Genomic DNA, 26,231 nt, shown 5'->3' on the forward strand with positions numbered 1-26,231 from the left:
ATCCATCGGATTGGAAAGCGCTGCACTGCCGGTTATCCTCAGTCGTCTTTGTGTAGTCTTTTGTTTGGCGCAGGCTACCCGTTTCGCACGACAACTTCTAGCGCCAAGCGGTCGATTTCACTCAACCACTTTCAACTGTGGCGTCAGCGCCTCTTTGTGGGACAGGACCGATTGATAGGGGTCCTTGGCATCAAGCATCATGTCTGCCACGCCCCGCAACAATTGCCGCCGCCCGCGATGCGAATAAAAGCCACCGGGCACTTGGCTGGTTTTCAAAAGGAACCGGCGATAGCTTTGATAGGCCCCCCGATCCGGGGGCATAGGGTCGGCAAAGAACGTGGCCAGCGGCTGACGGGACACGAATTCGGGCTTGTCATAAACCGACCGGCCAAAAATGCGCAGCGGTATGCCGCGCCACAGAACCTGCTGCCCGGCGGTCGAATTGACCGTGACGGTCGAATTGGCCGCATCCAGCAGTTTTGCAAGTTTTCCGCCGGGAACATAGTGCACACGATCCGCGATGCCATGCGCCTTTGCCAATTGGCGCACGCGGCGGTGCAGGGGCTCGCGGTGGTTTTCCAGCGGGTGTTCCTTGACCACCAGCCGGTGATGCGCCGGGGCGCCGTCGGCGAAGCCCTGAAAAACGTCCTCTAGAAAGTCCGACATGCAGGAATAATCCGAATGGGCCTGAACCGAACTGTCGTGCCCCAGTTGCAACAAAACCAGATGGTAGGGATGGCCGTTGCCTAGCACCCGCGCTGTCGCCCAACGGCGTTGAATTCGGTGAAACGGCATCAGGGCCAAGCGTTTGAAATACAGCCTGAATTCCTTTGCGACGGGCAGGTCCCGGTGTCGCCGAAAATTGCGGTAGCTCTGGTTCAGGAACAGCACGAACCAGTGATACAATGCGCCATAGAAGATGTGTTGCCGCATATCCCCCCAATGTGATGGCGGAGGCGGCATTTGCGCAATGGACTGATCCAGTGCGTGCCGCATCTGCGCGACGTTCAGCGACATTAGGTGCGAGTTACCGTTCGAGCCGAACCGCTCATACGTCACCCACCACGGGCGCAAATAGCCTTCCTCGAAGACATGGACAGTGACGCCCTTGGTCTGCGCAGCCTGTACGGCCTGGGCATGAACCGGGCGTGTGTCGCCATAAAGGACGATATCGGTGATGCCTCGTTCGTCGATCAGGTCCGACAACCGGTCCGGCCAGTGCTCGGGCGCGTCGCGAAAGGGGATGTAGGTTGATTTGTCGAACCAGAACACCTGATCGCCAGCGTTGAAGCCAACGCGCCAGACCTCAGCCCCGGTGGATCGCAGCATCCTGCCAAGCCTGCTGAAGAACGGGCCATGCGGCCCCTGCAAAAACAGGAAGACACGGCGTTTCGGGACTGTTTCGGGTGATGGCATCAATGCTGCTCTGGCCGTTTGTTGATGAAATTATGCCCGTTTCGGGTTTTCGCGGCAAGGTGGGGCTTGCCCGTAAGGCTGGTTGGGCTTACCTCGGCGGGGAACATTGGACCAGGTCAGGAATAAGGGTTAGCGGAATGTTTACAGGGATCGTTACCGATGTGGGCACCGTCACCGAGCTGGATCAACAGGGCGATCTGCGGGCCCGGATCAAGACGGGCTATGACACGGCGGGTATCGATATAGGCGCTTCAATTGCCAGCGATGGGGTCTGCCTGACCGTGATCGCGTTGGGCGATGACTGGTACGACGTCCAGATCAGCGCCGAGACGGTTTCGAAAACCAATCTGGACAGCTGGCAGGTCGGCAAGCTTGTCAATCTGGAGCGCGCGCTGAAAGTTGGTGACGAACTTGGCGGGCATATCGTGTCAGGGCACGTGGATGGCGTGGCCGAAGTCGTCGCCGTTCAGGACGAGGGCGACAGCACCCGTGTCACCCTTCGCGCGCCGAATGATCTGGCAAGGTTCATTGCGCCCAAGGGGTCGGTTGCATTGAACGGCACCTCGCTGACTGTCAACGATGTGGATGGCTGCGACTTCGGGATCAACTTCATTCCGCACACCAAAGAGGTCACGACCTGGGGGGATGTCTCGGTCGGCGATAAGGTGAACCTTGAGATCGATACGCTGGCCCGCTACGTCGCGCGTCTGGCCGAGATGTCCTGAGTTGCGCTGCAACGTCGCGTCCTGACCGGGCCTTGCCGTCTGCGGGCTGGCCTTTGGGCGCGTCGTGGTCTATCCACCCGTTCAAACCTGCTCTGCGAAAGGCTGCCTCATGAGCTTTGAAACCCCCGGACCCGTCGAAGCGCAACTGCGCGACGCGATCAGCCCGATCGAAGAGATCATCGAAGAGGCGCGCAAAGGCCGGATGTATATTCTGGTCGACCACGAAGATCGCGAGAATGAGGGCGATCTGGTGATCGCCGCGGAATTCGCCGATGCCGAGGCGATCAATTTCATGGCCACCCACGGGCGCGGCCTGATTTGCTTGCCGATGACCGCTGAGCGTGTGGACACTTTGGGCCTGCCGATGATGGCGGTGAACAACTCGTCCCGCCACGAAACTGCGTTCACCGTGTCGATTGAGGCGCGTGAAGGCGTCTCGACCGGTATCTCTGCCGCCGACCGTGCGCTGACCGTGGCAACCGCGATCAACGAACAGAACACGATGGCCCATATCGCCACTCCTGGCCATGTCTTCCCCCTGCGCGCCAAGCGGGGTGGGGTTCTGGTGCGCGCGGGACATACCGAGGCAGCCGTGGACATCTCGCGCCTTGCCGGGCTGAAACCCTCGGGCGTGATCTGTGAGATCATGAAAGCCGACGGCACCATGGCGCGCCTGCCCGATCTGGTAGAGTTCGCCAAAGAGCACGACATGAAGATCGGCACGATCAGCGACCTGATTACCTATCGGTCGCGCAATGACAATCTGGTGGTCGAAACCTCGCGCGAGACCGTGACGTCGGAATATGGCGGCGAATGGGAAATGCGCCTGTTTACTGACCAGACACATGGCATCGAACATGTAGTCATGGTCAAAGGTGACATCACCACGCCCGAGCCGGTCCTGACCCGGACACACGCCCTGCATGAAGCGCCGGACATTCTGGGTCTTGGTCCCAAGTCGTCCCGCGAATTGCCCCGCGCGATGGAAAAGATCGCCGAGGAAGGCCGCGGCGTGGTCTGCCTGTTTCGCCAACCGCGCAACTCGCTGTACGCGGCCGAGGACGAAGGCCCCCGTACGATCAAGCAAACTGGCCTGGGCGCGCAGATCCTGTCCAAGATGGGCATTCAGGAACTGGTGCTGCTGACCGACTCGCCGGAAACCGTATATCTGGGGCTCGACGCGTTTGGCCTGTCCATCGTCGGCACCCGCTCTATTCTCAAGGAAGACTGATCGTGGCTGAACAAGACAAACATGGCGTCCTGCCGACCCCGACCTTCGACAAACCGGTGAAACTGTTGCTGGTTGTGGCCCCGTTCTACCGCGCCATTGCCGATAACATGGTCGCCGGTGCCAAGGCCGAGATCGAGGCCGCAGGAGGCGCCTGCGACGTGGTCGAGGTGCCCGGCGCGCTGGAAATCCCCACCGCCATCGCCATGGCCGACCGTCAGTGTAACTACGACGGCTATGTCGCGCTGGGCTGCGTCATACGTGGGGAGACCACGCATTATGAAACCGTCTGCAACGACTCCAGCCGTGCCATTCAGCTAATGGGTCTGCAGGGCCTGCTGATCGGAAACGGTATCTTGACCGTCGAGAATGACGATCAGGCCGAAGTCCGCGCAAATCCCGAAAAGATGAATAAAGGCGGCGGAGCAGCCGCTGCGGCCTTGCATCTGATCGCGCTCAGCCGTAAGTGGGGCGCTTCGAAAAAGGGCGTCGGCTTCAAGCCCCCGTCCGAGTCCATCCTTGTGGCGGGCGACAGCAACGGACCCACGACAGCATGACCCAGACAGACGCGCCGAAACCGGCCAACCAGAAACGCCTGATGAAATCCGCCGCCCGGCTTTACGCCGTGCAGGCACTGTTCCAGATGGAGCAGTCGGGCCAGACGACCGAACAGGTTGTGAACGAGTTTCTGGATCACCGTTTTGGCGCCGTCTATGAGGGTGACGAAATGCTGGATGGCGATACTCGCGTCTTCCGCAAGCTGGTTGAGGATGCAGTGAACTATCAGGCCCCGATTGACCAGATGACCGACCGCGCGCTGGTCGCCAAATGGCCCATCGCACGCATCGACCCGACCCTGCGCGCCACCTTCCGCGCGGCAGGGGCGGAACTGACCCAAAGCGACACGCCGCCCAAAGTGGTCATCACCGAATTCGTCGACGTTGCCCGGGCCTTCTTCCCCGAAGGCAAGGAACCGAAATTCGTCAACGCAGTTCTGGATCACATGGCACGCGAGGCCCAGCCCGAGGCGTTCTGACGCCTTTACGCGGGACTTATATGCGCTAAACTGAATGTCAGAGCGCAAGGAGAGTCGCCATGCCCAAACTGATCCGGCTGTATATCACTCAGGTTGCCTGGGGATTTGTGATTTCCGCGGTGTTTGTCGGAGTCCTTTTGGCCCTGAATGTCGCCAACCTGCGCCATCTGATTACAAGTTCGGAAATGGGTCTGATCGCGCTTGGCATGATCTGGTTCATGAACGGGATCGTATTCGCCGGGGTGCAGTTTGCCTATGCGATCATGAGCATGGCCGAAAAGCCACAGGGTCCGCGCCGCGGCACGCCGGTAGCCGTCAAATCCCAGCCTGTGACGGTCAAGGTGGAGAATTGCTGATATAGATTTCAGCGCAGCCGGGTTGAGGATCAGTTCGCGTTACCGGCCTTTTAGCACCGATCGCGTGCAAACCGCTTGAATGTCAGAACATGTTGCCATCTGATGCCGGTTAAACACGTCAACCGGCAACAAAAGAGCATACACTGTGAACACCAGTTCTTACGAAGAGGTCATCGCCTCTCGGGCCTTTCGCGAGGATCTTGAGGACCTGAACCTTGCCATTGCTGATGGGTTAAAGAGAGCAGGTGAACCTGTCGCTATCAATGGAAACGTTTGCTACGGTCACCTGCAGCAAGATTTCCATCTGGGCGATCTTGTGCCCGGGATGGAACCCAAGCGGCGGGCTCTGCACCTGTTGGCGCAGGACAGTTCCTGTTTTGTCGAGGTCGGCGTTGCCGGGGGACATGCAGCCTTGCTTGCGTTGCACTCCAATCCTGCGCTCAAGTTCATCGGAATTGATCTCGGGCAGCGGCTCAAGGCGTCCTGGCCGCCGGTGGACATTTATGTTCCGATCGTCTTCAAATGGCTGGAAGACAGGTTTCCTGGGCGTGTCAAACTATACATGTCGGATGCCATCGAAGGTTTGCGTCAAGCCGCTGCGGAACAGCCATTTGGTCCGATTGACCTGGTGCACCTGGATGCCCTGAAGAAAACCAGAAGCGCAGAGGTCGAAGCCATTTGGCCAGGGCTGGCGGGACAGTGCTATCTGTTGCAGGGCGACAATAAGAACGGCCATGTCCAGGCCAGTTCCGAGAAAATGATCACAGAGGGGCGGGCCCGCCGGGTTACCGCTTGGCAGTTTCAGGATATCCAAAGCACCAACTACGATGTGTTGACGATCGGGCCGGATATTGTCACGGGCAATGTCAGTCTGGAAAGCCTGATGGGCCAACGGATATTGCTTTGCGTGTGCCATCAGGATGACGAGACATTGTTTTGTGGCTCGACCCTGTCACGCCTGAAGGGCAAGGCGGATGTGACGGTCGCCAGCTTCTTTAGACCAGCGCCCAACCGCCGTGATACGAACACGCGCGAGGCGGCCATGCAGCGTGTATGTGATGCGGTTGGGGCCCGGAGAATTCAGTTTCCCTTTGCTGTCGAAAACGACCACAGGAGGTTGCGGCGCTTTATCAAGATGCCGTCGCAGCCGGTGGAAAACCCGCCTGAAGTACTGCGCCCTTTGGGCCGCCACCCTCTGTTCGGGCTGCTGAGTGGATCGGCCTTCGCCCTGATGCAGCAGGTCAAGCCGTCAACCATTATCACCCACAACAACGTGGGCGAATACGGTCATATCGAACATGTCTTGCTGCATCATGCGGTCCTGCAGGCGGCACGACGGTATCAGGACGCAAATGTTCTTAGCTTTGGTGTCGGTCTGGCCGATGCGGACCTCGTCGTGCCGTCCTGGCCCGAGCAGAAGAACCGGTTGTTCGACGAATACATGCCGCAGTGGAAGGGGCGGAACCTGTATGATTTCGCCCTGTCGGACGAGGGGTTTGTCAAACAAGACCTTTCGGACGACGATTAGAGGGGAATGTGGCGGGACCACCAGTCAACCGTGCGGTGTGATTCCCGAGGACCTGTATGTACAGGTGGGCGCCAGGTAATCAGGCCAGGACCTGAACAGAGCCAGCCCCCTCGGAATTGCTTAAGGCCACCAGAATGCTACCAGTCACAAGAAGGGCAGAACCCGCCACGCGCCTACCTAGGGGTTGCGGCGGGTTTGCACAAGGGGTCAGGCATCAACAGTTTCGTGCAAAGCGGTGCGCATCCGGCCAAAGTGTTCGTCCCAGCCCTTGTCCAGTGACAGGATCAGGCCAAAGGCATCAGCACCTTGCGGCAGGCCCTCGTGTTGCAAGGCCAGCCGGGTGCCTCCGGCGACCGGTTCCAGCGTCCACTTAACTACGCTGACAGCCTCGCCCATGGGTTTGACGGTGAAGGTGTATTCCAGATATTTCGGTGGGCGGGAGACGCGCACTTCGCCCCAGATCAGCAGATCGCCACTGGTGGTCCCGAACATCTCGAGCTTTTGCCCCGCTGCCAGAGGACGTTCGGGTTTGTGGAACCACTCGGCCAGCCGGTCGGGGTCGGTCAGATAGGCCCAGACGGTTTCCGGTTCGGCCCGCAGAAAGATCGTTTTTTGCAGAACGGCTTGGGTCATGTGTCTTTCCTTTCAATGGCTTCTTTCAGGTTGTTCAGGCGTTCGTCCCAGAACTGGTCAAAAAAGCTGAGCCAGTCCAGGACAGGGGCCATCCCCTTGGGTTCCAATCGATTTATCCGTTCTCGCCCGCGCGGTTCGACCGTGATCAGCCCACCATCCGACAAAACGGTCAGGTGTTTTTTGACGGCTGCGCGGGTCATGTCGAACCGCTCGGTCAGCTGCGCGATGGTCATGTCTTGTATGGCGAGCAGCTGTACGATGTCCCGGCGGGTCGGGTCAGCAAGTGCGCGAAAAGCGTTCTGAATTTGTGACTGCATATGCCCCACCTCATTTGATACCTTTCGGTATCATATAATGAGAAACCAAAAGGTATCATGTCAAGTGTGAAGTCGCCCTTGATTTTTGTTCACGAATTGTTCACATTTTTCAAATGACACTAGATCTTCAACCCGGACAACGACTGGCGCGTGGCGTCGCCCGCCATCTGCTGACGCATGGCTTTGTTTCGGTTGAAGAATTCGTGCCGGCCCGGGGATTGCGCGTCGATGTCATGGGGCTGGGCCCCAAGGGTGAACTGTGGGTGGTCGAATGCAAATCCAGCCGTGCGGATTATCAGTCAGATTCCAAGTGGCAGGGCTATCTTGAGTGGTGTGACCGTTTTTTCTGGGCCGTCGACACCGACTTTCCGACGGATCTGTTACCTGCGGAAACCGGCCTGATCATCGCTGACGCCTATGATGCCGAGATTGTGCGTATGGCGCCGGAAGACAAGCTTGCCCCGGCGCGGCGCAAGAAGATGGTTCAGAAATTTGCCTGTGACGCTGCCCGCAGGCTGCAGACGCTGCGGGATCCCCGAATCTGAAGGATCAGCTTTTGACCGCCCGGGCGGCTTGCGCGGCCGCGCGAATTTCGTCCGCGATTTCCTCGGCTTCTTCGGGATCGAAATCCAACGGAATTTCGATGCCATCTGCCTCGATGAACAGCCGTATCATGCCCTGATCGGTGGGACCGATCTGCAGGTTGGCCTGAATGTCGCGTTCGGTGTTGATGCCCATGTTCGCCTCCGGGACTGAGCGTTCGTGCTAGCGCGCAAAGGGTTGAGAATCAAGCTGCCTTTGCGGTCAGATACATCATGGAGAATGTCCGGATCAGACCTTTTCACGCCACAGATGCGCCCTGGCTGGTAGAGCAGCACCACCGGCTTTATATGCGTGACGAAGGGTTCGACGCCTCGTTTGCGGCTCTGGTTCGGCGCGTTCTGGACGATTTTACCGCCGATCACGATTCGACGCGCGAGCGGGGTTGGATCGCGGAACGCGAAGGGCAAAGGCTGGGCAGTATCTTCTGCGTCGCGCTGGATGATCAAACCGCAAAACTGCGGCTTTTCCTGTTGCTGCCCGAGGTTCGGGGGCAGGGGTTGGGAAAGCGGATGTTGAACACCTGCACGGGCTTTGCACGAAGCGTCGGCTACACGGAAATGCGGTTGTGGACCCATGAAAGCCACAGGGCGGCCTGTGCGTTGTATCGGGCGAGCGGGTGGCAGTTGTTGGACAGCAAACCGGTGCATTCCTTCGGGGTCGATCTTGTCGAACAAAGCTGGAAAATTCGGCTTTAATCCTCTTGCATTCCCCCGGCACGTTCGGTAAATCGCCCCTCACGAGTGCCGCCTTAGCTCAGTTGGTTAGAGCGCTGGATTGTGGATCCAGAGGTCCCCTGTTCAAGCCAGGGAGGCGGTACCATCTCTCTCAAACAGCATCATATACAACGCGAACAACGCGTATTTGTCAGTTGTTTCGTTTTTCGGATTTGCTGGGCCGAATAGACGGCTGGCGCGCCTGTGATCAGCGCGCCAGGTTCAGCCTCAGCTTCATTTTGCTCCGCTTTGCTACGGGCAAGTGCCGGTTCAGCCGCTTGTTGACCATGCCAAATCCCCAGATGACAACCAAAGTCAGCAGGATGAAGTAGAAGGCCAGAATCGGGTAGGGGATGAACGGGTTGAACGTCTTGTCCGCGAAATAGCCCGCGTAATACAGCGCATCACCTCGTTGCTGCCACACCGGGAAGGCCGAAAAGAACACCAGCGTGGTGGCGTGGAACAGGAAGATTGCCTCGTTCGTGTATGCGGGCCATGCCAGCCGCAGCATGGTTGGCCAGATGATGCGACGGAATCGGTACCAGCCGGTCATGCCATAGGCATCCGCAGCCTCGATATCGCCTTTGGGGATCGACCGCAGCGCGCCATAGAAGATCTCACCCGAATAGGCTGCGGTATTGAAGAACAGCACGATCAGGGCACCCAGCCAAGCGGACGTCAGCGCGTCGAGGAGCGGAAAGGACTGCTTCAGCGACAGGAAGAGGAAATAGGCAAAAAAGAACTGAATGAACAGCGGCGAGCCCCGGAATATGAAGATGAACCATTCCGACGGTTTGCGCAGCCATTTGTTCGTGGAAGCCTTGCCCAATGCCAGCGCTGTGGCCAGGAAGAATCCGGTCGCCAGCGCCATGATCCCGAAATATATGTTCCAGATCATCCCCGAGCCGATCAGGGTGAAATGCTCGCACAGGGTGAAATCGCTTCGGGGCAGAAGGCGCTCACCAATTCCGATCGAACGCAGGCCGTAGTCTTGAATCGTTTGCAAGCAGCTCATGCGGTGGTCTCCTTGCGCAGCAGCTCTCCGCCCGAGGTCGCCTGACCGTGAGACAGACGGCGCATCAGGCGTTCAAGGCCAATCTCAGATACGCGGGTCATGCCCAGATAGAACACCAACAGGGCGAGGAAGTACCACATGCGCCAGTCGCCATGCGGGTATTGGGTGAATTTTGGGTTCTTGTAGCCGCCCAGTTCACGCGCCCAATAGACGATGTCCTCGATGCCCAGCAGGAACAGCAGCGGCGTGGCCTTGATCAGCACCATCCACAGGTTCGACAGGCCGGGCAGGGCATAGACCCACATTTGCGGCACCAGGATGCGCCAGAAGGTCTGGCGGCGGGTCATACCGTAGGCCTCGGCCGTTTCCAGCTGGGCGTGTGGCACGGCGCGCATCCCGCCGAACAGGACATTGGCCGCGAAGGCGCCGAAAACGATAGAGAATGTGACAACAGCCAGAAAGAAACCGTAGGTTTCATGCACCCATTCCGGCGCGCTGCCCAGCGGCAGCTTGGCGGCCTGGCAGACGATAAAGTCATTGCCCTGCCGGATAGGGTCAGTCCATTCCGGGCATAGGATCTTGTGGCGGGTCCATTCGAACGCCTGATCCAGCGCAATCACGAAGAACATGAAGAAGGCGATGTCCGGCACGCCACGCACGATAGCGATATAGCCCTTGCCCAGCAGGCTGAGCGGTGGGAAATGCGACCGGGCTGCCATGGCCCCCAAAAAGCCAAAGCCCAATGCCACCGGGGCGGTGATGGCAAGCAGCAGCAGGACCTTGAAGAAGGACAGGTAGAACACCCAATGCACACCGTTGGTCAGATAGCAGGAAAACCAACGGAACGTGCCGAGCGTTTCGGGATCAGTACAGAACGAGAAAATGGCGGGCCTCTTTGACTGGCAAGGGCTCAGAGGCGGCGCGCCCTAGGGGCAGGCACGCCGCAGAATTTATCAGAAGGTCGAGGACACTTCCCACTTGGTGATCATCTCGTTCAGGCTGCCGTCGTCCTTCATGGACTGGATGGCTGCGTTGAACTTTTCTTTCAACTCACCGTCGGATTCACGAATACCCATGCCGACGCCGCCGCCCAGCGGTACTTCGTCACCGACAAAAGCCATGCCCGAGCCATCCTCGGAGAAGGGCACAAGGAAGGACTTGTCCGCCAGAACCGCGTCTGCTTCGCCATCGCGTACAGCGGCGAGGGTTTCTTCGGGGCTTGCGTATTCGACCAGAGTTGCGCCCGATTCAGCAATGTAATCCGCCTGAATGGTGCCGGTCTGTGCCGCGATCACGCCACCGGCAAGATCAACGTCATCGGACATCGCCAGATAGGCCGACGGATCCGGCGGCGTGTAGTTCTGAGTGAAGTCGATGACTTCGTCACGCTCGTCAGTGATCGACATGCCCGCGATGATGGCGTCGTAGTTGCCCGACACCAGATTAGGAATGATCGAATCCCAGTCGTTCTTGACCCATTCGCAGTCCAGATTGGCGCGCTTGCACAGCTCATCGCCCAGTTCGCGCTCGAACCCGTCGATTTCGCCTGCGTCGTTGACGAAGTTCCATGGTGCATAGGCGCCTTCGGTGCCCAGACGGATGGTGTCCGCCATGGCCATGCCGGCGGTCAAAGCCAGAGCCGCAGTAGTCAGAATCAGTTTTTTCATTGGATACTCCCCTGTTTGTTTTCTGATCCGAAGTTAAGCCGCCTTTGTGGCGGATAGGAAGCCCCGAAGTCGCACGGATTCGGGGGAAGTAAAGATATCTTCCGGCAGGCCCTCTTCTTCGATCAGGCCCTGATGCAGGAACACGACGTGGCTGGAGATATCAGCAGCCATTTTCATGTCGTGGGTCACGATGATCATGGTGCGGCCTTCGGCAGCCAGATCCTTGATCACCTTGATGACTTCCTGCTCAAGCTCGGGGTCCAGCGCCGAGGTGGGTTCGTCGAACAGCAGCGCCTCGGGTTCCATGCACAGGCCGCGGGCGATGGCGGCGCGTTGCTGCTGGCCGCCGGACAGCTGCGCCGGAAAGACGTCACATTTGTCGCCAATGCCAACTTTTTCCAGGTATTTGCGGGCGCTGTCTTCAACCTCTTTCGGGTCGCGGCCCAGTACGGTGACGGGGGCCTCCATCACGTTTTGCAGAATGGTCATGTGGGACCAAAGGTTGAACTGCTGAAACACCATCGACAGATTGGTGCGGATACGCATCACCTGTTTCGGGTCGGCAGGACGGCGGTGGTGTGCGTTGCCGGACCAGCGCACCGGCTCGCCCTTGAACAGAATCTCGCCCTGTTGGCTGTCTTCCAGCAGGTTGCAGCAACGCAGCAGGGTGGATTTGCCTGAACCGGACGACCCGATCAGCGAAACAACGTCCCCGCGTCTGGCTGTAATATCGACGCCCTTCAGCACTTCCAGATTGCCGAAACTTTTGTGGAGATTGTTGATTTCGATGACGGGAGTGGAATCTGTCACGGATGGCCCATGTGTTGTCGGTGTTGGTGCGGTACTAGGGCTTAAAAATCGGGGCAATGCAATGCGCAATTGACATCATCGGGGGCTGAAACGGCCAAATTGACCATAGGTATTGACCAAATCGGTCAGCAAGCAAGCCCGGTTGTCTAAACCTGAGACGGATTAGGAACCGACAGGTAGTCACCCGCCGGGATGTCGATCAGGCCGCGAAGGTGCAGCAATTCGCGATCCGGCTGTGTCATGCCGCCAATCGCGGCGCGAACGGCACGGGCGATTGCGGCGGCATCATGGTCCGTGGCGGTGATATAGGGCAGGGCGGGTGTCGGAGGTGTGGTTCCAGATTCGCGCAGTACCGCGCCAAGGTTGGTGTGTGCCTTGAGCAGTTCCCAAGTCAGCGCGTCCAGAGCGGCGAAATCTGCCCTTCCTTCTGCGACCGTGTTTGCCGATTGCACGTGGCCGCCGGTTGCGATGATGGCATTGGGCTGCTGGTCGCGCGCTTCCAGATGAACCATCGGTGCCGCCCAGCCCGATTGTGACAGCTTTTCGTTATAGGCAAAGGTGCCCTTCGCCAGTTGACCAAGATCGCGGGGGTCATCCCGACGGGAAACAAAAATGGATCGGTAATAGCCGGGCCGGCAGCCTGCCAACCCGTAGTCGGGCGTTCCGACCAATTGCACTTTGCCGTGCAGGTGGGTGCGATAGGGCATCCCGCAGGTTTGAGCAAAGGTCAGTTCGGGATTTAGCCAGACATCCCAGACATCCGCATCGCGGGTCAGGTGGTCAGGACCATAGCCAAGGTGGTCCCGAATCAATGTCCAGAACCGGTCATTCACCGGTTGCAGCGCGGGCATGTCATACATGCCCAGCATCGCAATCACGATTTGGCAACCTTTTGACGGGCCAGAGCGGAATCGACGTCGCTGACGCCCAGCAGGCTGACCACCAGCCGCAAAAGCGAATCCTCCTCGCCGGTGCGTTGCCCGTCGGCCAGCGCAACCGACCACATCGCCTGCACAACGGCGAGCCGGTCGTCATAGGCAATGGCTTCCTTGATCGCGCGGGTAAAGCGGACGGTGTCAGGCGCCTCGGCCTCAAGATCTTCGGCCCGGGCGCGCAAGGCAGCGGCCTCGAACGGGGACAGGCCATAGCGTTCGGCCGAAATCTTGTCGATTCGGGCCATTTCGGTATCGGCATAATCGTTGTCGGACCGCGCAATACGCACCAGCAGAGCCGTCAGGGCAAGGCGGGCGTCGTCATCGGCAAGCGGGTCGGGGGCGGGCTGCGTCAGCCGGGCCAGAAAATCACTGAACATGTGTTAGATATAGAGGGGGTCTAACGCTCTTCCAAGCGCCTTTGCACCCGTTCGCGCGCCGTCTGGCTGTCGTTGAAACTCAACCCCATGGCAATGCGCGCCTCTTCCACGATATTCATCTCGCCTTCGTCGGAATTGCCATCGGCCAGAACGACCTCCCACAAGGCATCCAGCGCGGCCAGACGTTCGTGCAGATCGGTGGTTTCGCGGATCAGCTTGCCGAACGTATCGGTTTCTGGTGCTGCGGCGTGCAGCCTTTCACAGGTGGCGCGGACCTTGGCGGCCTCGATCGCGTTATGCTGATACAGCCGGGCAAGGATACGGTCGATCAGGCTGATTTCTTCAAGCTTGTAATCCCGATCCGCCTGCGCCACGCGCACCATCAGCGCACCCAGCGCCAGCTCGGCGTCCGGGTCGGGCAGGTTGTCGTGTTGCGGTGGGCGAAAAGCCTGTAAAAACTTCTTCAACATGCCGCGAGGATATTCCATATTTTGTAGCCCGCCAAGCACCGACTACCGGCTATTGCTGCGAATACCGGGCGGTTTCCCCAAAGCGGCAAAAACACGCTGAGCGCGATACTTAGGCGATGGGATCAACCGGTCTGAAAGGCCAGTTTTGCCTGCTCCTGGAGCCATCCCAGCATCTGCCGATATGGGACCGGACCATGGCTGATCCGCGCCACGCCCAACCCGGCCAGTGTGGCCGTGTCAGGGGTGCCGGGCAGGGCGATGATGTTGACCGGCAGGGCGGTCGATTCGCACAGACGAGCGATCATGGCTTCGTCTTTCAGGCCCGGCGCAAAGAACCCGCTGGCTCCTGCATCGGCATAGGCTTTGGCCCGGGCAATCGCCTCGTCCAGCATAGCGTCAGAGTGGGTTTCGGGCTTGGCTTTCAGGAAGATATCCGTGCGCGCGTTGATGAAGGCCGGGATACCGGCTGCATCGCAGCCTTCGCGCATGGCGCTAACCCGCGCTTCCTGCGTTTCAATGGCATACAGGTCGCTGGTGCCTACGATCTGATCTTCGAAGTTGAAGCCGACAACGCCGGTCTCCAGCGCGCGTTGGACGTTGGCTGCGACACCCAGTACATCCTCGGCATAGGCCCCTTCGAAATCCAGCGTCACCGGCAGATCAACCGCCGCGACAATCCGGCGGGCGTTGTCCAGCGCGGTCTCCATCGGGATGTTCTGACCATCGCCAAACCCCTGTGCCATCGCGACCGGAGCACTGCCGGTGGCAATCGCTTTGGCCCCCGCATCGCGCACGGCCCCGGCGCTGCCCGCGTCCCAGATGTTGTAAAGAATGACCGGTTCGCCCTTTTTGTGTAGGGCTGCGAAAGCTTCCGCTTGGGTGGTTTGATTGGTCATGGCCGGTCTCCTGTCACTGGGTCGAGGACAGTTAACCGTGGAAAAGGCGGGCGCGTATAGGTTTTTTTGCACCCGCCGTCACAATGAGGTGACTGGCCTGCGATCAGACCAGACGCGAGCTTTCTTTCGCGGCGCGCACGAAGTCCCGGAACAGAGGGTGCGGATCGAACGGTTTGGATTTGAGTTCGGGGTGGTATTGCACACCAATGAACCACGGATGATCCGACCATTCGACGATTTCCGGCAGACGCCCGTCCGGCGACATGCCCGAGAAGTTCAGGCCAGCTTTCTCCAGCTTTTCGCGGTATTTGATGTCCACCTCATAGCGGTGGCGGTGGCGTTCCTCGATCTGAGTTCCGCCGTACACCTCAGCCACTTTCGAGCCCTCGGCCAGAACCGCGTCATAGGCGCCCAGGCGCATGGTGCCGCCCTTGTCATCGCCCACTTTGCGTTCAACCCGGTGGTTGCCCTGCACCCACTCTTTCAGGTGGTAGACGACCGGTTCAAACCGCTTTTTCCCGGCTTCGTGGTCGAATTCCTCGGACCCGGCCTCGGCAATGCCTGCTGCATTGCGGGCGGCTTCGATCACTGCCATCTGCATGCCCAGACAGATGCCCAGATAGGGCACCTTGTGCTCGCGCGCATATTGAGCGGCCTTGATCTTGCCTTCGGTGCCACGCTCGCCAAACCCGCCGGGGACGAGAATGGCGTGGAATCCTTCGAGATAGGGGGCGGCGTCTTCGGTATCGAAGACCTCGGCATCGACCCATTCGATCTTGACGCGGACCCGGTTGGCCATGCCGCCATGGGTCAGTGCCTCGGCAATCGACTTATAGGCGTCTTCCAACTGGGTGTACTTGCCAACGATGGCGACCTTCACTTCGCCCTCGGCATTGTGGATTCGGTCGCTGACGTCTTCCCATTTGGCCAGATCGGGCTTGGGGGCAGGGCTGATCTGGAACGCGTCCAGAACCGCCTGATCCAGACCTTCGCGGTGATAGGCCAACGGGGCGTCGTAGATGGTGGACAGGTCCTGCGCGGCGATCACGCTATCGGGGCGCACGTTACAGAACAGCGCCAGTTTCTCGCGCTCTTTCTTCGGGATCGGCCCCTCTGACCGGCAAACCAGAATATCGGGGGCCAGACCGATCGAGCGCAGCTCTTTCACCGAGTGCTGGGTCGGCTTGGTTTTCAGCTCACCGGACGCCTTGATGTAGGGCAGCAGCGTCAGGTGCATGAACATGCACTGACCGCGCGGCTTGTCCTGGCTGAACTGACGGATGGCCTCAAAAAAGGGCAGGCCCTCGATATCGCCAACGGTGCCGCCGATTTCACACAGCATGAAATCGACCTCATCCTCGCCAATGGCGATGAAATCCTTGATCTCGTTGGTGACGTGCGGGATCACCTGAATGGTCTTGCCAAGGTAGTCTCCGCGGCGTTCCTTCTCAAGCACATTGGAATAAATCCGCCCCGAGCTGACCGAGTCGGTCTTGCGCGCAGCCACACCGGTGAAACGCTCATAGTGACCCAGGTCCAGATCAGTCTCGGCGCCATCATCGGTGACGAACACTTCGCCATGTTCAAAAGGTGACATCGTGCCCGGATCGACGTTCAGATAGGGGTCCAGCTTGCGCAGACGCACCGAATATCCCCGGGCCTGCAACAGCGCGCCCAGAGCCGCCGATGCCAGTCCTTTGCCCAAGGACGAAACCACACCACCAGTGATGAAAATAAAACGCGCCATGTTTTTCGGCTGCTCCCGTGAGACGTCAAAATCAGCTGCCCGACGGCTTGAAAAAACCGCAGCATCACGGGACTTCACGTATAAAGGATTCGCGCGCATAGCGCAAGAGAACCGCAAGATGCTGTTGCAGCTGTCTTTTAGATTTCTAAGTGTAGTGGATCAGTCCGCTTGCGGGATCAGCGGCGCGTTGTCGCCCTGAGCCGGAGGCAGAAGATCATCGGTCGACGGAACGGCCGGAGTGCTTTCCTCGGTCTCGGCCGGGGCCGGAGCACCCAGACGGTCGATCACCGAACTGCCCGAGGATTTCTGAGCCGCCAAAATGGTCAACGTGATTGAGGTGACGATAAAACACGCCGCCAAAATCCAGGTCACCTTGCCCAATGCCGTCGCTGCTGCGCGTCCGGTCATGGCGCCACCGCCACCACCGCCCATACCCAGGCCACCGCCTTCGGACCGCTGCATCAGGACAACGGCGATCAGGCCCAGAGCCAAGAGAAGATGGATGATGAGAACGACGTTTTCCATGGTGGTCCTGTACAGCGTGGCGTGTATCGCGTGGTACTTATGCAAGTTTGCCAGCGGGGGCAAGGGATGAGTTGCCATCAAGATCCCTGATATGCGGCATCACGGCAAAGAGACTGGACAGGTGGGCAAAAGGTGACGCAGGCTGCGTCCCATGCCGCATGATGATCCCGACCACCCGCACGCTTTGTTGCCGCCCGATCCTGCGCTGCGGGTCAAGGCGCTTGAAACGATTCTGACCCGCAAGGGGCTGATCGACCCGGCCGCTTTGGATGAGATCATCGACACCTATCAGAACAGGATCGGCCCTCAGAACGGTGCGCGTGTGGTTGCAAAGGCGTGGATCGATCCGGACTTCAGAAATGCACTGCTTGCCGACGCAACGCCGGTTGTCGCGGAACTTGGTTTCTATGGCCGTCAAGGCGAACATATCGTTGTTGTGGAAAACACACCTGAGCTGCACAACATGGTCGTCTGCACCCTGTGCAGCTGTTACCCGTGGCCTTTGCTGGGTATCCCGCCGGGCTGGTACAAGTCCGACGCCTACCGGGCCCGTGCAGTGCGAGAGCCGCGCAAGGTTCTGGCCGAATTCGGAATCACGCTGCCGCCCGAGACAGCCGTTCGCGTCTGGGATTCGACCGCGGAAATCCGTTATCTGGTGCTGCCCATGCGTCCCGAGGGTACCGAGGGGTTAGGCGAGGACGCTCTGGCAGCCCTCGTCACCCGTGACAGCATGATCGGCACCGGCTTGCCCAAGGCGCCCTCATGACCCGCGTGCACGACATGGGCGGCCGCTTCGGAGATGGTGCAGTGAAACCCGAGGCCGAAGATTCTCCGGTTTTTGCCGAGGATTGGCACGGACGGGCGCTGGCGGTGACGCTGGCTGCCGGATTTCTGGGGCAATGGAATATAGACGTCTCGCGCCATGCGCGCGAAAGATTGTCGCCCAGGGACTACGCACGGTTTTCCTATTACGAAAAGTGGATGGCCGGACTGGCCGACCTGCTGGTGAAACAGGGCGTGCTGACGCTGGATGACCTGCGCGGAGAAACCGCGGACGCGGATCACCCGCTGGCCTCGCACAAGCTTAAGGCCGAGAACGTGGCGACCGCGCTGGCCAAAGGCGGCCCGGCCGATCGCCCGTCGAATGTCGCTGTGCAGTTCGAGGCCGGGCAAACCGTCCGCACGGTGCGTCCCACCGCCAACCGACTGATTGATGGCGGTCACACGCGTCTGCCGATTTACGCATCCGGTGCGACGGGGAAGATCATGCGGCTGCATGGCACACATGTGCTGCCGGACTCAAACGCGCATGGATTTGGCGAGGCTCCAGAGCCGCTCTATGCGGTGGTTTTCCCTGCTTCGGAATTGTGGGCGGACCCGGAAAACCCCAAGGACGAGGTCGTTCTGGACCTCTGGCAAAGCTATCTGGTGCCAGCATGAGCGATTGCCCAGCCTATTCTGCGCCCGAACCGGTTTTTGCCGAACCTTGGCACGCTCAGGTGTTCGCGGTGACTGTGGCTTTGAACGAGGCCGGGCGTTTCGATTGGGCGGACTGGGCCTTACGGTTTTCGCAGACGCTGAAGCGCCACGGGCTGGAACGCGACCTCGATGGTGGTAATGATTATTTCCAAGCGTGGCTGGAAACTCTCGAGCGGTTGCTGGACGAGCAAGGCTCGGCGGTCTCTGGCGAAGTCACCCAGTATAGTAATGCGTGGGAAAAGGCTTACCTGACAACGCCTCATGGTCAGCCAGTGCGTTTGGCCGCAAGCGAGTAGGGGGCGCTACCCCCGCCGCCCGTTCCGGGCGACTCCCCCGGGATATTTGGAGCCAGATGAACAAGGGATCCGCGCTTCATCTGGCCAAAAATATCCCGCCGGAGGCAGCGCGCGCAGCGCAGTTCCTATCTGCGGCGAATTACCGGTTTCCCTGTCGCTTTGTCCTCGTTATACGAGCCGAGTTTGATAACTCAGCGCAAAAGGACCGGATATGGCCAATGTGGTTGTTGTCGGCGCCCAGTGGGGTGACGAAGGAAAAGGCAAGATCGTCGACTGGCTCAGCGAGCGGGCGGACGTGATCGCGCGTTTTCAGGGCGGGCACAATGCCGGTCATACGCTGGTCATTGATGGTGAGGTCTACAAGCTGCACGCGGTGCCGTCGGGTGTTGTGCGGGGTGGCAAGCTGAGCGTCATCGGCAACGGCGTTGTGCTGGACCCGTGGCATCTGATCAAGGAAATCGCGACCATCCGTGCGCAGGGTGTCGATATCTCGCCCGAGACGCTGATGATCGCCGAAAATACACCACTGATCCTGCCGATCCATGGCGAATTGGATCGCGCACGCGAAGAGGCTGCCAGCAAAGGCACCAAGATCGGAACCACAGGTCGCGGCATTGGCCCGGCTTACGAGGACAAGGTTGGCCGCCGTTCCGTGCGCGTTGCCGATCTGGCCGACGAGGCCACGCTTGAGGCCCGTGTGGATCGTGCGCTGCAGCACCATGACCCGCTGCGCAAGGGCCTGGGGATCGAGCCGGTAGATCGGGACGCGCTGATTGCGCAACTGAAAGAGATTGCATCGGAAATCCTGCCCTTCGCCGCGCCTGTTTGGAAAGTGCTGAACGAAAAGCGCAAGGCCGGCAAACGCATCCTGTTCGAAGGGGCGCAGGGCGCATTGCTGGACATCGATTTTGGCACGTACCCCTTTGTGACCTCGTCCAACGTGATCGCTGGCCAAGCGGCAACAGGCGTAGGTATTGGTCCGGGGTCGATTGATTTCGTCCTGGGTATCGTCAAAGCTTATACCACCCGTGTGGGTGAGGGTCCGTTCCCGACCGAGTTGGACGATGCGGACGGCCAACGCCTTGGTGAGCGTGGGCATGAGTTCGGCACCACCACCGGACGCAAGCGCCGCTGCGGTTGGTTCGACGCGTGCCTGGTGCGCCAGACATGTGCAACCAGCGGCGTGAACGGCATCTCTCTGACCAAGCTGGACGTTCTGGACGGCTTCGAAACGCTGAAGATCTGCACGGGCTATGAGCTGGACGGTGAACGTCTGGACTATCTTCCTACCGCGGCCGACCAACAGGCGCGCTGCACACCGATCTACGAGGAAATGCCGGGGTGGAGCGAATCCACCGAAGGCGCGCGCAGCTGGGCCGACCTGCCGGCCAACGCAATCAAATATGTGCGCCGCGTCGAAGAATTGATCGAATGCCCCGTGGCCCTTCTGTCCACCAGCCCGGAGCGGGACGACACCATTCTGGTGACCGACCCGTTTGCTGACTGATGAGCGACGACGGAAAGACCGGCCTCAGCTACAAGGCCCGGCGCCGCTGGTCGCTGGTGCTGCTGTTGATTGGGTTGCCGGTCTATATCGTGGCGGTGGTGACAATCGTGAACTGGCTTGACCGCCCACAGATGATCTGGCTGGAATTGCTGGTTTACGTCGCTTTAGGCATTGTCTGGGCGCTGCCGTTCAAGTTCATCTTCAAGGGCGTTGGCAAGGAAGACCCGGATCAGCCGTCGGAATAACAGGACGGGGCGACTGATTAGGTCAGTTCACCCCGGATGCCGATCCGGCCCGGGCCAACTGAGGATGGCGCGGGCCAGGGCGCGTTCAAAGTGGCCTGAATCTGCCCCGTGACCAGATTCAGATCAGCGTCGTGTTTTGCGTCCAGTCGGCGCATTTTCTGGTTGTTGGCCAGGCACAGCATGTGCACTTCGCGAATTCCACGGTTCCTGGCCGCAGTGATGATCCGCGACAGCAAGGCATCCCCGATACCGCGATCCTGCCACGCGGTTTCGACCGTAAAGGCGGCCTCGGCCACATGCACCCGGCTGTCTGGCAACACACGCAGTTCGCCAACGCCGCGCAAACAGGAATCCGGAAAGGCACCAAAGATCAAGGCAGCATTGTCAAAAAACCCGGGCAGAAAAAACTGAACATGTGCGGCACTGACCGGAGCACTAATTCGTGATGCCAAAGCTTCGGTATTTAGGCTGTTTATTTTGGATTTACCATATACGCCGAAGCCGTCGAATTGGCAGTTCATACACGGCGTGGCCCTTGTTTGAATGGGATCGAAATAAACAGTCACCTTACGCCAGACCTTACCATTTTCTGCGCCGCAGCATAGTGAGCGAACCTGCAAAAGGAGAGAGGCGATGCCTGTGTGCATAAAAATGGGCCGAAGAAACCTTCGGCCCATCGTCAACTGATTTGCAAAGGGAGTAATTACCCGGCGGCGCGCTCGTCATCAGGGCGGAAGCCGATCTGGGTCGAAGCAGCGAACCGTCCACCGCCTGCTTTTTCGATCTTGCCGTCCCGCAGCAACTGACCGAATGAACGCAGGCTTTCCTCACGATTGAATTCATCCTGCTTGAGCGAGCGGATTTTGTTCATCAACTGCGGACGCGAGAACTGCTCCTGACCTTCGATGAAGGACAGATAGGCCGCCGCTGCCTCAAGCAGGTCCGGCAGCGATTGCGCGCCTTGTTCCTGAGCGAACAGGGCAAATCCACTTTCTTCCGTGGCAGCCTCTTCACCCTCGGTCTCGGATGTTACACGGCGAGGGGTCACCGGTCCGGCATCTTCGCTCTGGTTGTCGATACGCTGCTCGGCTACCAGTTTGAGCGGCGCCGCCTCGTCACTGGCAGGGCGGGCGCTGGTCACCTGAACTTCCGGACGGCGAGGGCTGACAACCGAGGACAGATCGCCACGGTAGTCCTGATCATCGTCGTCCTGATCAGCCTCACCTTTTTCGCTGCGTTCGGCTTCGGTGACCGCAACCGCCGCGCGCAACTGGGTGTAAGCTTCGCGCTTGTTGCTTGTGTCCGGGTCGTCCAGATGTTCGCCGACCTTGTCCATCAGGCGCGACACATCGTGATCCAGGTCCGATGCTTTGGCCTCTGTCGTTTCGGCGCGACCGGCCAGCATGGATTCCAGGCTGGAGATCTCATCCAGCAGGTGAATCTCGTCGTCTTCGGTCATGATGCCTTCAGCAACTGTCGCGCTAGCGTCTTCGTCAGCACCGGCATCGCTGAGGATGTTGGTGACCTCATCGCCATCGGGCTCGTTCTCGTCAGTTTCGTCGAGATCCGAAAACAGGATATCGGCCGAGGCGGCCTCGTCTTCAGCCTCTTCCTCGATTGCGGCGACCTGGGTCTCGGCCTCGTGATCCTGGGCTTCGTGTTCGATATCCAGGGCCGGAGCGGCGAATTCCTCGACCTCTTCGATCTGAGGCATTTCCGGTTCAGCCTCGGACGTTTCGTCAGTCGCGTCCGCCTCTTCGGGGCTTTCAAAGTCCGTCGGGTTCAGAGAACCGGCTGCAAAAGCCGCCGCGACCGCATCAGACGGACCAGCTGTGCTTTTCATCAGGGTCGTCTCTTCATCCTCGGTGTAGATGACCGAGTTTTCCTCGGAATGGGACACGACCGCCCGGATGCGTTGCAGTTTGGCGGCAATGCTGTCTTCGGCTGGGGCTGGCGTACCCTCGACGGCTTCGGCATCGGCGTAGACAGGGGGCGTGGGGGGCGATGGAGGAGGAGTATTGACTACGTTCAGATCCGGCGCGTTGGGTACGGGTTCGTCCGTGGCGCGGATCAACAGGCCGGCGTCGCTTTGGCTAGCTTCGACCTTGCGGAGCTTGTCACGCTGCGCGATTTTTGTCAGCGTTTCTGTATCAGGCTGCGGAGGTTCAGAACCGAAATAACGATCGTCGGCGGCAAGATCGCGAAAGTACTCGGTAATCGCTTTCATCGTCTCGAAGGAATCGTCAAATCCTTCCAAAGTGCACGAGAAGGTTCCATAAGAGACGGTTAAAACCTTGTTATTCTGTACCATCAGACGCACGTCCTCTACAAACTACAAGAGCCATTCACCCGACGGCGGGCACACCTATGGCTCGAAACTCTCAGCATGAACCTATCATTTTGTGGTCTCAATGTGTCCAAATCCGGAAAAAATGTCCAATCTTCGAAAAAATAATCAAATTGTGCGGTCTGAGGCGCCAATTGCGCTGGTTGGGGGCGGTGAAATTGGCCCTGATGACCTGAATCAGACGCTGATTCGCGTCAGCACGGTCGTGGCCGCGGATGGTGGGGCGATTCCCATGATGGATTCGGGACGGATGCCGGACGCGGTGATCGGTGACTTTGATTCGCTGAGCGGCGCCTATCTTGACCGGATTCCCACGGACCGTTTGTTTCCGATACGAGAACAAGACAGCACGGATTTCGACAAGGCTCTGCGCAGCATCGATGCGCCCCTGGTATTGGGGGTCGGGTTTCTCGGCGGTCGGCTGGATCATCAGATGGCGGTTCTTAACACGCTGGTTCGATTGCAGGATCGGCCGTGTATCCTGTTGGGAGAGCACGAGGTCGTTTTCCACGTGCCGCCGCAGATCAGGCTGAAGCTCACGCCAGGAGATGTGGTTTCATTGTTTCCATTTCAGCGCGTAGTTGGCCGCAGCAAAGGGCTGGAATGGCCGATCGACGATCTGGTGCTGGAACCGAACGGCCGCGTTGGCACGTCCAACCGGGCGTTGTCTGATGTGGAATTGACTGTAGATGGACCCGGCCTGGTGGTGATGATGCCGCGCGACGCTTTGGATCATGTCATGCAGGCGTTTCTGTCAGGTCAGACTGGGGGGTGGCCCGCCCGCGCCTAGGGCAGGGGCTGGACCTTGGTGTAGTCGGGCCCGATACAGGTGGGCAGGCCGTCGCCCAATTTCAGCCACCGCAGTTTTTCCTCATGCGCCACGTGCAGCGTGGGTTCCAACTGGTTCGGATCCTCCAGCGTCGCCACGTACAGATGCATTACGTCCGACATGGATTGCGAACGGAACGAGATCGGCGTGCCGCAGTACGGGCAAAAGCTGCGCTCGACCCCGGGCGAGGAGTTGAAGGTTTTCGGCGCGTCACCGGTCCAACGCCACTGGCCATCGCGCACGCCGAAATAGGTGGTCATCGGTGCCGCACATTGCCGCCTGCAACTGTCGCAATGGCAGGTGACACAGGACAGGACCGGAGGGTCGACCTCGTACCGGATGGTGCCGCACAGACAATGACCCCGCATGGTATCCCCTTCGGTTGTGGCGTCAGCAATTGGGTACGTTCACCGCCAGACCGCCCAGTGACGTTTCCTTGTACCTTTCGTGCATATCATGCCCGGTCTGGCGCATGGTTTCGATGGCCGCGTCCAGCGGCACGAAATGCTGGCCGTCGCCGCGCAGCGCCAGCGACGCAGCCGACACCGCTTTGATAGCCGCCAGCCCGTTGCGTTCGATACAGGGTATTTGCACCAGACCTTTGACCGGGTCGCAGGTCATGCCCAGGTGATGCTCCAGCGCGATCTCGGCGGCGTTTTCCACCTGTTCAGGTGTGCCGCCCATCACGGCGCACAGACCGGCTGCGGCCATCGCCGAGGCGCTGCCGACCTCGGCCTGACACCCGGCCTCGGCGCCCGAGATAGAGGCGTTGTACTTGACCAAACCGCCGATGGCAGCAGCGGTCAGCAGGAAATCCTCGACATGGCTTTCCGAGGCCCCCGGCACGTGGTCGAGGTAATAGCGCAGCACCGCCGGCAGCGTGCCCGCCGCGCCATTGGTTGGCGCAGTGACGACCTGACCGCCGGCGGCGTTTTCCTCGTTCACCGCCATGGCATAGACGCTCATCCAGTCATTGATCGTGTGCGGCGCGTTCAGGTTCATGCCCCGCTCGGCCAGCAGAGCTTGGTGAATGCCTTTGGCGCGACGGCGCACGTTCAGACCGCCGGGCAGGATGCCGTCGGTCTTCAGGCCGCGTTCGATGCAATTGTTCATGACTTCCCAAAGGCGCGCAGTACCCTTTGCGAAACTGATGGGGCAGCCGCGCGCGACTTCGTTCTCGCGCTTCATTTGGGCGATGCTTTTGCCGCTGGCATTCGCCATTTCCAACATTTCCGCCGCCGAGTGGAACGGGTAGGGCACGGGCGGGCCGTCATTGGTGTCCTTGCCCTCGGCCAGTTCCTCTTCGGTCAGGACAAAGCCGCCGCCGACCGAATAATAGACCTGTCGCAGGATCACGTCGCCCTGCGCGTCGGTTGCCATCAGGATCATGCCGTTGGCGTGGCCGGGCAGGTTGTGATCATAGTCAAAGATCAGGTCGGTCTTGGGGTTGAAATCCAGGGTCGGCAGGCCCTCGGGCGTGACCGAATGCGTTACGGCGATCTCGGCCAGTGCGGCCTCGGCCTTGTCGTTGTCATAGGTGTCGGGCACGAAACCGGCCAGGCCGAGGATGGTGGCGCGGTCGGTCGCATGGCCAACTCCGGTAAAGGCTAATGAGCCGTGCAGCGATCCGCGCAGGCCCGAGAATTCGAACGGCGAGGCGCGCATCAGGTCCAGAAACCGGGCGGCCGCAACCATCGGCCCCATGGTATGAGACGAAGACGGGCCAATGCCCACTTTGAACATATCGAAGACAGATAGAAACATGTCAGGTAGCTGAGCCTTCTTGAGGAGTAGCGTAACTCGGGGATGTGAATGGTGTAACCCCCAATCCTTCGGCCGCGATGGCGGACTGGGTTGCGGGACGGGTTTCAAGCTGTGTCAGGATCGCTTGCAGATGAGGGATATCCGACAGCTGATACCAGCTGCGGTCGGCGCTGGCAGGGTACAGCGCCATCCACCGCATCTGACAGGCCAGATAGTAGGTCAGAACCGAGGGCTGCTCCGGGTGCAGCCAGGTTGGCGCGTTTTTTGCCTCGGCTTGCAATACCTGCAGATGTCGGCGCAGGCGTGGGCGGATGCCGTCGCGCAGGGTCTCGGCCTGTGCGGCGTCGATGTATTTCTCGGCGTAGAACAGAATGCGCAGATCGGCGTGCAGCGTGTTCGATGCAAAGAACAGCCATTTCAGAAACGCCGCCCGATCCGGTGCTTCGGGGGATGGTGCCAGTTGCCCGTGCGTGTCGGCCAGCCACAACAGGATGGCCGCCGTTTCAAAGATCGACCCCTGCGGTGTGTCCAGTACCGGAATCAGCCCGTTCGGGTTCAACTGCCGGTAGGCCGCACTGTCCTGCTCGTTCTGGCGGCGGTCCACCAGCACGGCCTCATAGGGCAGGCCCATCTCTTCCAGCGCCAGTCTGATCACCAGAGAGGCGTTGTCGGGGGCATAATGCAGGCGATAGGGCGCGGTCATGAAGTCTATGTATAATGCCGGGGCCACCGCGAAAGCCTCGATTGCGACGTTTCCAATCGGAAAC

General features: G+C 59.7%; 33 protein-coding genes and 1 tRNA gene. 15 read left to right on the forward strand and 19 right to left on the reverse strand.

Annotation, left to right across the window (positions count from 1 at the left end):
• Positions 1-117: 117 nt before the first annotated feature.
• A complete protein-coding gene (locus ACOQFT_RS19560) occupies positions 118-1,416 on the reverse strand; it encodes a capsule biosynthesis protein (protein WP_421599530.1) in 1,299 nt (432 codons plus the stop codon).
• Positions 1,417-1,553: 137 nt separating this feature from the next.
• On the opposite strand from ACOQFT_RS19560, the gene ACOQFT_RS19565 reads away from it, so the two are divergent.
• From ACOQFT_RS19565 to ACOQFT_RS19590, 6 genes are all read left to right on the forward strand, one after another.
• Positions 1,554-2,141, forward strand: coding sequence for a riboflavin synthase (locus ACOQFT_RS19565; RefSeq protein ID WP_421599531.1), 588 nt, complete (start codon positions 1,554-1,556; stop codon positions 2,139-2,141).
• 109 nt (positions 2,142-2,250) lie between these two features.
• Positions 2,251-3,372 (forward strand): 3,4-dihydroxy-2-butanone-4-phosphate synthase, encoded by a 1,122-nt coding sequence (gene ribB, locus ACOQFT_RS19570; protein WP_421599532.1) that lies wholly within the window; start codon positions 2,251-2,253, stop codon positions 3,370-3,372.
• A 2-nt stretch (positions 3,373-3,374) separates the two neighbouring features.
• Positions 3,375-3,926 (forward strand): 6,7-dimethyl-8-ribityllumazine synthase, encoded by a 552-nt coding sequence (locus ACOQFT_RS19575; RefSeq protein ID WP_421599533.1) that lies wholly within the window; start codon positions 3,375-3,377, stop codon positions 3,924-3,926.
• On the forward strand, positions 3,923-4,405 hold the full coding sequence (gene nusB / locus ACOQFT_RS19580) for a transcription antitermination factor NusB (protein ID WP_421599534.1): 483 nt from the start codon (positions 3,923-3,925) through the stop codon (positions 4,403-4,405). The genes ACOQFT_RS19575 and nusB overlap by 4 nt, the downstream gene beginning before the upstream one ends.
• 59 nt (positions 4,406-4,464) lie before the next feature.
• Positions 4,465-4,761, forward strand: coding sequence for a hypothetical protein (locus tag ACOQFT_RS19585; RefSeq protein ID WP_421599535.1), 297 nt, complete (start codon positions 4,465-4,467; stop codon positions 4,759-4,761).
• Between the two features lie 145 nt (positions 4,762-4,906).
• Positions 4,907-6,289 carry a PIG-L family deacetylase gene (locus ACOQFT_RS19590; protein ID WP_421599536.1) on the forward strand — a complete coding sequence of 461 codons (1,383 nt, stop codon included), beginning with the start codon at positions 4,907-4,909 and terminating at the stop codon, positions 6,287-6,289.
• Between the two features lie 207 nt (positions 6,290-6,496).
• On the opposite strand, the gene ACOQFT_RS19595 is transcribed toward ACOQFT_RS19590, so the two are convergent.
• Positions 6,497-6,922 carry an SRPBCC family protein gene (locus tag ACOQFT_RS19595; protein ID WP_421599537.1) on the reverse strand — a complete coding sequence of 142 codons (426 nt, stop codon included), beginning with the start codon at positions 6,920-6,922 and terminating at the stop codon, positions 6,497-6,499.
• The gene (locus tag ACOQFT_RS19600; protein ID WP_421599538.1) at positions 6,919-7,239 is read right to left on the reverse strand and encodes an ArsR/SmtB family transcription factor; all 321 of its coding nucleotides are present in this window, start codon (positions 7,237-7,239) and stop codon (positions 6,919-6,921) included. The genes ACOQFT_RS19595 and ACOQFT_RS19600 overlap by 4 nt, the downstream gene beginning before the upstream one ends.
• A 113-nt stretch (positions 7,240-7,352) precedes the next feature.
• On the opposite strand from ACOQFT_RS19600, the gene ACOQFT_RS19605 reads away from it, so the two are divergent.
• On the forward strand, positions 7,353-7,784 hold the full coding sequence (locus ACOQFT_RS19605; protein ID WP_421599539.1) for an MmcB family DNA repair protein: 432 nt from the start codon (positions 7,353-7,355) through the stop codon (positions 7,782-7,784).
• Between the two features lie 4 nt (positions 7,785-7,788).
• Here ACOQFT_RS19605 and ACOQFT_RS19610 read toward each other — a convergent pair whose 3' ends face one another.
• The gene (locus tag ACOQFT_RS19610) at positions 7,789-7,977 is read right to left on the reverse strand and encodes a DUF6324 family protein (RefSeq protein ID WP_421599540.1); all 189 of its coding nucleotides are present in this window, start codon (positions 7,975-7,977) and stop codon (positions 7,789-7,791) included.
• A 77-nt stretch (positions 7,978-8,054) separates the two neighbouring features.
• Between ACOQFT_RS19610 and ACOQFT_RS19615 the strand changes: the two genes are divergently transcribed.
• Both ACOQFT_RS19615 and ACOQFT_RS19620 read left to right on the forward strand, forming a co-directional pair.
• Positions 8,055-8,537, forward strand: coding sequence for a GNAT family N-acetyltransferase (locus ACOQFT_RS19615; RefSeq protein WP_421599541.1), 483 nt, complete (start codon positions 8,055-8,057; stop codon positions 8,535-8,537).
• 47 nt (positions 8,538-8,584) lie between these two features.
• Positions 8,585-8,661 (forward strand) — tRNA-His (locus ACOQFT_RS19620).
• Positions 8,662-8,763: 102 nt separating this feature from the next.
• On the opposite strand, the gene ACOQFT_RS19625 is transcribed toward ACOQFT_RS19620, so the two are convergent.
• From ACOQFT_RS19625 to secG, 10 genes are all read right to left on the reverse strand, one after another.
• Positions 8,764-9,570: an ABC transporter permease gene (locus ACOQFT_RS19625; protein WP_421599542.1), complete on the reverse strand. Its 807-nt coding sequence runs from the start codon at positions 9,568-9,570 to the stop codon at positions 8,764-8,766.
• Entirely contained in the window at positions 9,567-10,454 is an 888-nt protein-coding gene (locus tag ACOQFT_RS19630) for an ABC transporter permease subunit (RefSeq protein ID WP_170442937.1), read from the reverse strand. The genes ACOQFT_RS19625 and ACOQFT_RS19630 overlap by 4 nt, the downstream gene beginning before the upstream one ends.
• Before the next feature lie 69 nt (positions 10,455-10,523).
• On the reverse strand, positions 10,524-11,237 hold the full coding sequence (locus ACOQFT_RS19635; protein WP_421599543.1) for a transporter substrate-binding domain-containing protein: 714 nt from the start codon (positions 11,235-11,237) through the stop codon (positions 10,524-10,526).
• A gap of 33 nt (positions 11,238-11,270) precedes the next feature.
• Positions 11,271-12,047 carry an ABC transporter ATP-binding protein gene (locus ACOQFT_RS19640; protein WP_421599544.1) on the reverse strand — a complete coding sequence of 259 codons (777 nt, stop codon included), beginning with the start codon at positions 12,045-12,047 and terminating at the stop codon, positions 11,271-11,273.
• Positions 12,048-12,193: 146 nt separating this feature from the next.
• A complete protein-coding gene (locus tag ACOQFT_RS19645) occupies positions 12,194-12,916 on the reverse strand; it encodes a phosphate/phosphite/phosphonate ABC transporter substrate-binding protein (protein ID WP_421600070.1) in 723 nt (240 codons plus the stop codon).
• A 5-nt stretch (positions 12,917-12,921) separates the two neighbouring features.
• The gene (locus tag ACOQFT_RS19650) at positions 12,922-13,359 is read right to left on the reverse strand and encodes a TerB family tellurite resistance protein (RefSeq protein ID WP_421599545.1); all 438 of its coding nucleotides are present in this window, start codon (positions 13,357-13,359) and stop codon (positions 12,922-12,924) included.
• A gap of 20 nt (positions 13,360-13,379) precedes the next feature.
• The gene (locus ACOQFT_RS19655; protein WP_170442938.1) at positions 13,380-13,829 is read right to left on the reverse strand and encodes a TerB family tellurite resistance protein; all 450 of its coding nucleotides are present in this window, start codon (positions 13,827-13,829) and stop codon (positions 13,380-13,382) included.
• Positions 13,830-13,951: 122 nt separating this feature from the next.
• Complete coding sequence (locus ACOQFT_RS19660; protein WP_421599546.1) at positions 13,952-14,725, reverse strand: isocitrate lyase/PEP mutase family protein; 774 nt, start codon at positions 14,723-14,725, stop codon at positions 13,952-13,954.
• Between the two features lie 103 nt (positions 14,726-14,828).
• Positions 14,829-16,472 carry a CTP synthase gene (locus tag ACOQFT_RS19665; protein WP_421599547.1) on the reverse strand — a complete coding sequence of 548 codons (1,644 nt, stop codon included), beginning with the start codon at positions 16,470-16,472 and terminating at the stop codon, positions 14,829-14,831.
• Between the two features lie 159 nt (positions 16,473-16,631).
• Positions 16,632-16,997: a preprotein translocase subunit SecG gene (gene secG / locus ACOQFT_RS19670; protein ID WP_421600071.1), complete on the reverse strand. Its 366-nt coding sequence runs from the start codon at positions 16,995-16,997 to the stop codon at positions 16,632-16,634.
• Between the two features lie 151 nt (positions 16,998-17,148).
• Between secG and nthA the strand changes: the two genes are divergently transcribed.
• The 5 genes from nthA (at position 17,149) to ACOQFT_RS19695 (ending at position 20,524) form a co-directional block, all read left to right on the forward strand.
• Positions 17,149-17,763 (forward strand): nitrile hydratase subunit alpha, encoded by a 615-nt coding sequence (gene nthA, locus ACOQFT_RS19675; protein ID WP_421599548.1) that lies wholly within the window; start codon positions 17,149-17,151, stop codon positions 17,761-17,763.
• Complete coding sequence (nthB, locus tag ACOQFT_RS19680) at positions 17,760-18,437, forward strand: nitrile hydratase subunit beta (protein ID WP_421599549.1); 678 nt, start codon at positions 17,760-17,762, stop codon at positions 18,435-18,437. Before nthA ends, nthB begins: the two co-directional genes overlap by 4 nt.
• Positions 18,434-18,772: a nitrile hydratase accessory protein gene (locus ACOQFT_RS19685; RefSeq protein WP_421599550.1), complete on the forward strand. Its 339-nt coding sequence runs from the start codon at positions 18,434-18,436 to the stop codon at positions 18,770-18,772. The genes nthB and ACOQFT_RS19685 overlap by 4 nt, the downstream gene beginning before the upstream one ends.
• A gap of 211 nt (positions 18,773-18,983) precedes the next feature.
• Positions 18,984-20,279, forward strand: a complete 1,296-nt coding sequence (locus ACOQFT_RS19690) for an adenylosuccinate synthase (protein ID WP_421599551.1) — start codon at positions 18,984-18,986, stop codon at positions 20,277-20,279.
• Complete coding sequence (locus tag ACOQFT_RS19695; RefSeq protein ID WP_421599552.1) at positions 20,279-20,524, forward strand: DUF2842 domain-containing protein; 246 nt, start codon at positions 20,279-20,281, stop codon at positions 20,522-20,524. The genes ACOQFT_RS19690 and ACOQFT_RS19695 overlap by 1 nt, the downstream gene beginning before the upstream one ends.
• Before the next feature lie 17 nt (positions 20,525-20,541).
• Here ACOQFT_RS19695 and ACOQFT_RS19700 read toward each other — a convergent pair whose 3' ends face one another.
• Positions 20,542-21,201 (reverse strand): GNAT family N-acetyltransferase, encoded by a 660-nt coding sequence (locus tag ACOQFT_RS19700; RefSeq protein ID WP_421599553.1) that lies wholly within the window; start codon positions 21,199-21,201, stop codon positions 20,542-20,544.
• A gap of 26 nt (positions 21,202-21,227) precedes the next feature.
• Positions 21,228-22,835, reverse strand: coding sequence for a hypothetical protein (locus tag ACOQFT_RS19705; RefSeq protein WP_421599554.1), 1,608 nt, complete (start codon positions 22,833-22,835; stop codon positions 21,228-21,230).
• A 100-nt stretch (positions 22,836-22,935) separates the two neighbouring features.
• On the opposite strand from ACOQFT_RS19705, the gene ACOQFT_RS19710 reads away from it, so the two are divergent.
• The gene (locus ACOQFT_RS19710) at positions 22,936-23,661 is read left to right on the forward strand and encodes a thiamine diphosphokinase (protein WP_421599555.1); all 726 of its coding nucleotides are present in this window, start codon (positions 22,936-22,938) and stop codon (positions 23,659-23,661) included.
• Here the strand turns inward: ACOQFT_RS19710 and ACOQFT_RS19715 are convergent.
• Genes ACOQFT_RS19715 through ACOQFT_RS19725 form a run of 3 tightly spaced genes read right to left on the reverse strand, consistent with a single transcriptional unit; the run spans position 23,658 to position 26,167 of the window.
• Entirely contained in the window at positions 23,658-24,068 is a 411-nt protein-coding gene (locus tag ACOQFT_RS19715) for a GFA family protein (RefSeq protein WP_421599556.1), read from the reverse strand. The genes ACOQFT_RS19710 and ACOQFT_RS19715 overlap by 4 nt on opposite strands.
• A 22-nt stretch (positions 24,069-24,090) precedes the next feature.
• Positions 24,091-25,464, reverse strand: a complete 1,374-nt coding sequence (locus tag ACOQFT_RS19720) for an L-serine ammonia-lyase (RefSeq protein ID WP_421599557.1) — start codon at positions 25,462-25,464, stop codon at positions 24,091-24,093.
• A gap of 1 nt (position 25,465) precedes the next feature.
• Positions 25,466-26,167 (reverse strand): glutathione S-transferase family protein, encoded by a 702-nt coding sequence (locus ACOQFT_RS19725; protein ID WP_421600072.1) that lies wholly within the window; start codon positions 26,165-26,167, stop codon positions 25,466-25,468.
• Between the last annotated feature and the right edge of the window lie 64 nt (positions 26,168-26,231).

This window comes from Ruegeria sp. MALMAid1280, from assembly GCF_049195285.1.
GTDB lineage: Bacteria > Pseudomonadota > Alphaproteobacteria > Rhodobacterales > Rhodobacteraceae > Ruegeria.

Excerpts from the sequence above, each read along its gene's own strand:
- ACOQFT_RS19625 (WP_421599542.1), bottom strand. The coding sequence starts at position 9,570 with ATGAGCTGCTTGCAAACGATTCAAGACTACGGCCTGCGTTCGATCGGA.
- ACOQFT_RS19720 (WP_421599557.1), bottom strand. The coding sequence starts at position 25,464 with ATGTTTCTATCTGTCTTCGATATGTTCAAAGTGGGCATTGGCCCGTCT.
- ACOQFT_RS19690 (WP_421599551.1), top strand. The coding sequence starts at position 18,984 with ATGGCCAATGTGGTTGTTGTCGGCGCCCAGTGGGGTGACGAAGGAAAA.
- ACOQFT_RS19700 (WP_421599553.1), bottom strand. The coding sequence starts at position 21,201 with ATGGGCCGAAGGTTTCTTCGGCCCATTTTTATGCACACAGGCATCGCC.
- ACOQFT_RS19655 (WP_170442938.1), bottom strand. The coding sequence starts at position 13,829 with ATGTTGAAGAAGTTTTTACAGGCTTTTCGCCCACCGCAACACGACAAC.
- ACOQFT_RS19560 (WP_421599530.1), bottom strand. The coding sequence starts at position 1,416 with ATGCCATCACCCGAAACAGTCCCGAAACGCCGTGTCTTCCTGTTTTTG.
- ACOQFT_RS19645 (WP_421600070.1), bottom strand. The coding sequence starts at position 12,916 with ATGCTGGGCATGTATGACATGCCCGCGCTGCAACCGGTGAATGACCGG.
- ACOQFT_RS19650 (WP_421599545.1), bottom strand. The coding sequence starts at position 13,359 with ATGTTCAGTGATTTTCTGGCCCGGCTGACGCAGCCCGCCCCCGACCCG.
- nthA (WP_421599548.1), top strand. The coding sequence starts at position 17,149 with ATGCCGCATGATGATCCCGACCACCCGCACGCTTTGTTGCCGCCCGAT.
- ribB (WP_421599532.1), top strand. The coding sequence starts at position 2,251 with ATGAGCTTTGAAACCCCCGGACCCGTCGAAGCGCAACTGCGCGACGCG.
- ACOQFT_RS19705 (WP_421599554.1), bottom strand. The coding sequence starts at position 22,835 with ATGGTACAGAATAACAAGGTTTTAACCGTCTCTTATGGAACCTTCTCG.
- ACOQFT_RS19660 (WP_421599546.1), bottom strand. The coding sequence starts at position 14,725 with ATGACCAATCAAACCACCCAAGCGGAAGCTTTCGCAGCCCTACACAAA.
- ACOQFT_RS19615 (WP_421599541.1), top strand. The coding sequence starts at position 8,055 with ATGGAGAATGTCCGGATCAGACCTTTTCACGCCACAGATGCGCCCTGG.
- ACOQFT_RS19610 (WP_421599540.1), bottom strand. The coding sequence starts at position 7,977 with ATGGGCATCAACACCGAACGCGACATTCAGGCCAACCTGCAGATCGGT.
- secG (WP_421600071.1), bottom strand. The coding sequence starts at position 16,997 with ATGGAAAACGTCGTTCTCATCATCCATCTTCTCTTGGCTCTGGGCCTG.
- ACOQFT_RS19565 (WP_421599531.1), top strand. The coding sequence starts at position 1,554 with ATGTTTACAGGGATCGTTACCGATGTGGGCACCGTCACCGAGCTGGAT.
- ACOQFT_RS19710 (WP_421599555.1), top strand. The coding sequence starts at position 22,936 with ATGTGTCCAAATCCGGAAAAAATGTCCAATCTTCGAAAAAATAATCAA.
- nusB (WP_421599534.1), top strand. The coding sequence starts at position 3,923 with ATGACCCAGACAGACGCGCCGAAACCGGCCAACCAGAAACGCCTGATG.
- ACOQFT_RS19595 (WP_421599537.1), bottom strand. The coding sequence starts at position 6,922 with ATGACCCAAGCCGTTCTGCAAAAAACGATCTTTCTGCGGGCCGAACCG.
- ACOQFT_RS19635 (WP_421599543.1), bottom strand. The coding sequence starts at position 11,237 with ATGAAAAAACTGATTCTGACTACTGCGGCTCTGGCTTTGACCGCCGGC.
- ACOQFT_RS19605 (WP_421599539.1), top strand. The coding sequence starts at position 7,353 with ATGACACTAGATCTTCAACCCGGACAACGACTGGCGCGTGGCGTCGCC.
- ACOQFT_RS19715 (WP_421599556.1), bottom strand. The coding sequence starts at position 24,068 with ATGCGGGGTCATTGTCTGTGCGGCACCATCCGGTACGAGGTCGACCCT.
- ACOQFT_RS19600 (WP_421599538.1), bottom strand. The coding sequence starts at position 7,239 with ATGCAGTCACAAATTCAGAACGCTTTTCGCGCACTTGCTGACCCGACC.
- ACOQFT_RS19695 (WP_421599552.1), top strand. The coding sequence starts at position 20,279 with ATGAGCGACGACGGAAAGACCGGCCTCAGCTACAAGGCCCGGCGCCGC.
- ACOQFT_RS19665 (WP_421599547.1), bottom strand. The coding sequence starts at position 16,472 with ATGGCGCGTTTTATTTTCATCACTGGTGGTGTGGTTTCGTCCTTGGGC.
- ACOQFT_RS19725 (WP_421600072.1), bottom strand. The coding sequence starts at position 26,167 with ATGACCGCGCCCTATCGCCTGCATTATGCCCCCGACAACGCCTCTCTG.
- nthB (WP_421599549.1), top strand. The coding sequence starts at position 17,760 with ATGACCCGCGTGCACGACATGGGCGGCCGCTTCGGAGATGGTGCAGTG.
- ACOQFT_RS19685 (WP_421599550.1), top strand. The coding sequence starts at position 18,434 with ATGAGCGATTGCCCAGCCTATTCTGCGCCCGAACCGGTTTTTGCCGAA.
- ACOQFT_RS19585 (WP_421599535.1), top strand. The coding sequence starts at position 4,465 with ATGCCCAAACTGATCCGGCTGTATATCACTCAGGTTGCCTGGGGATTT.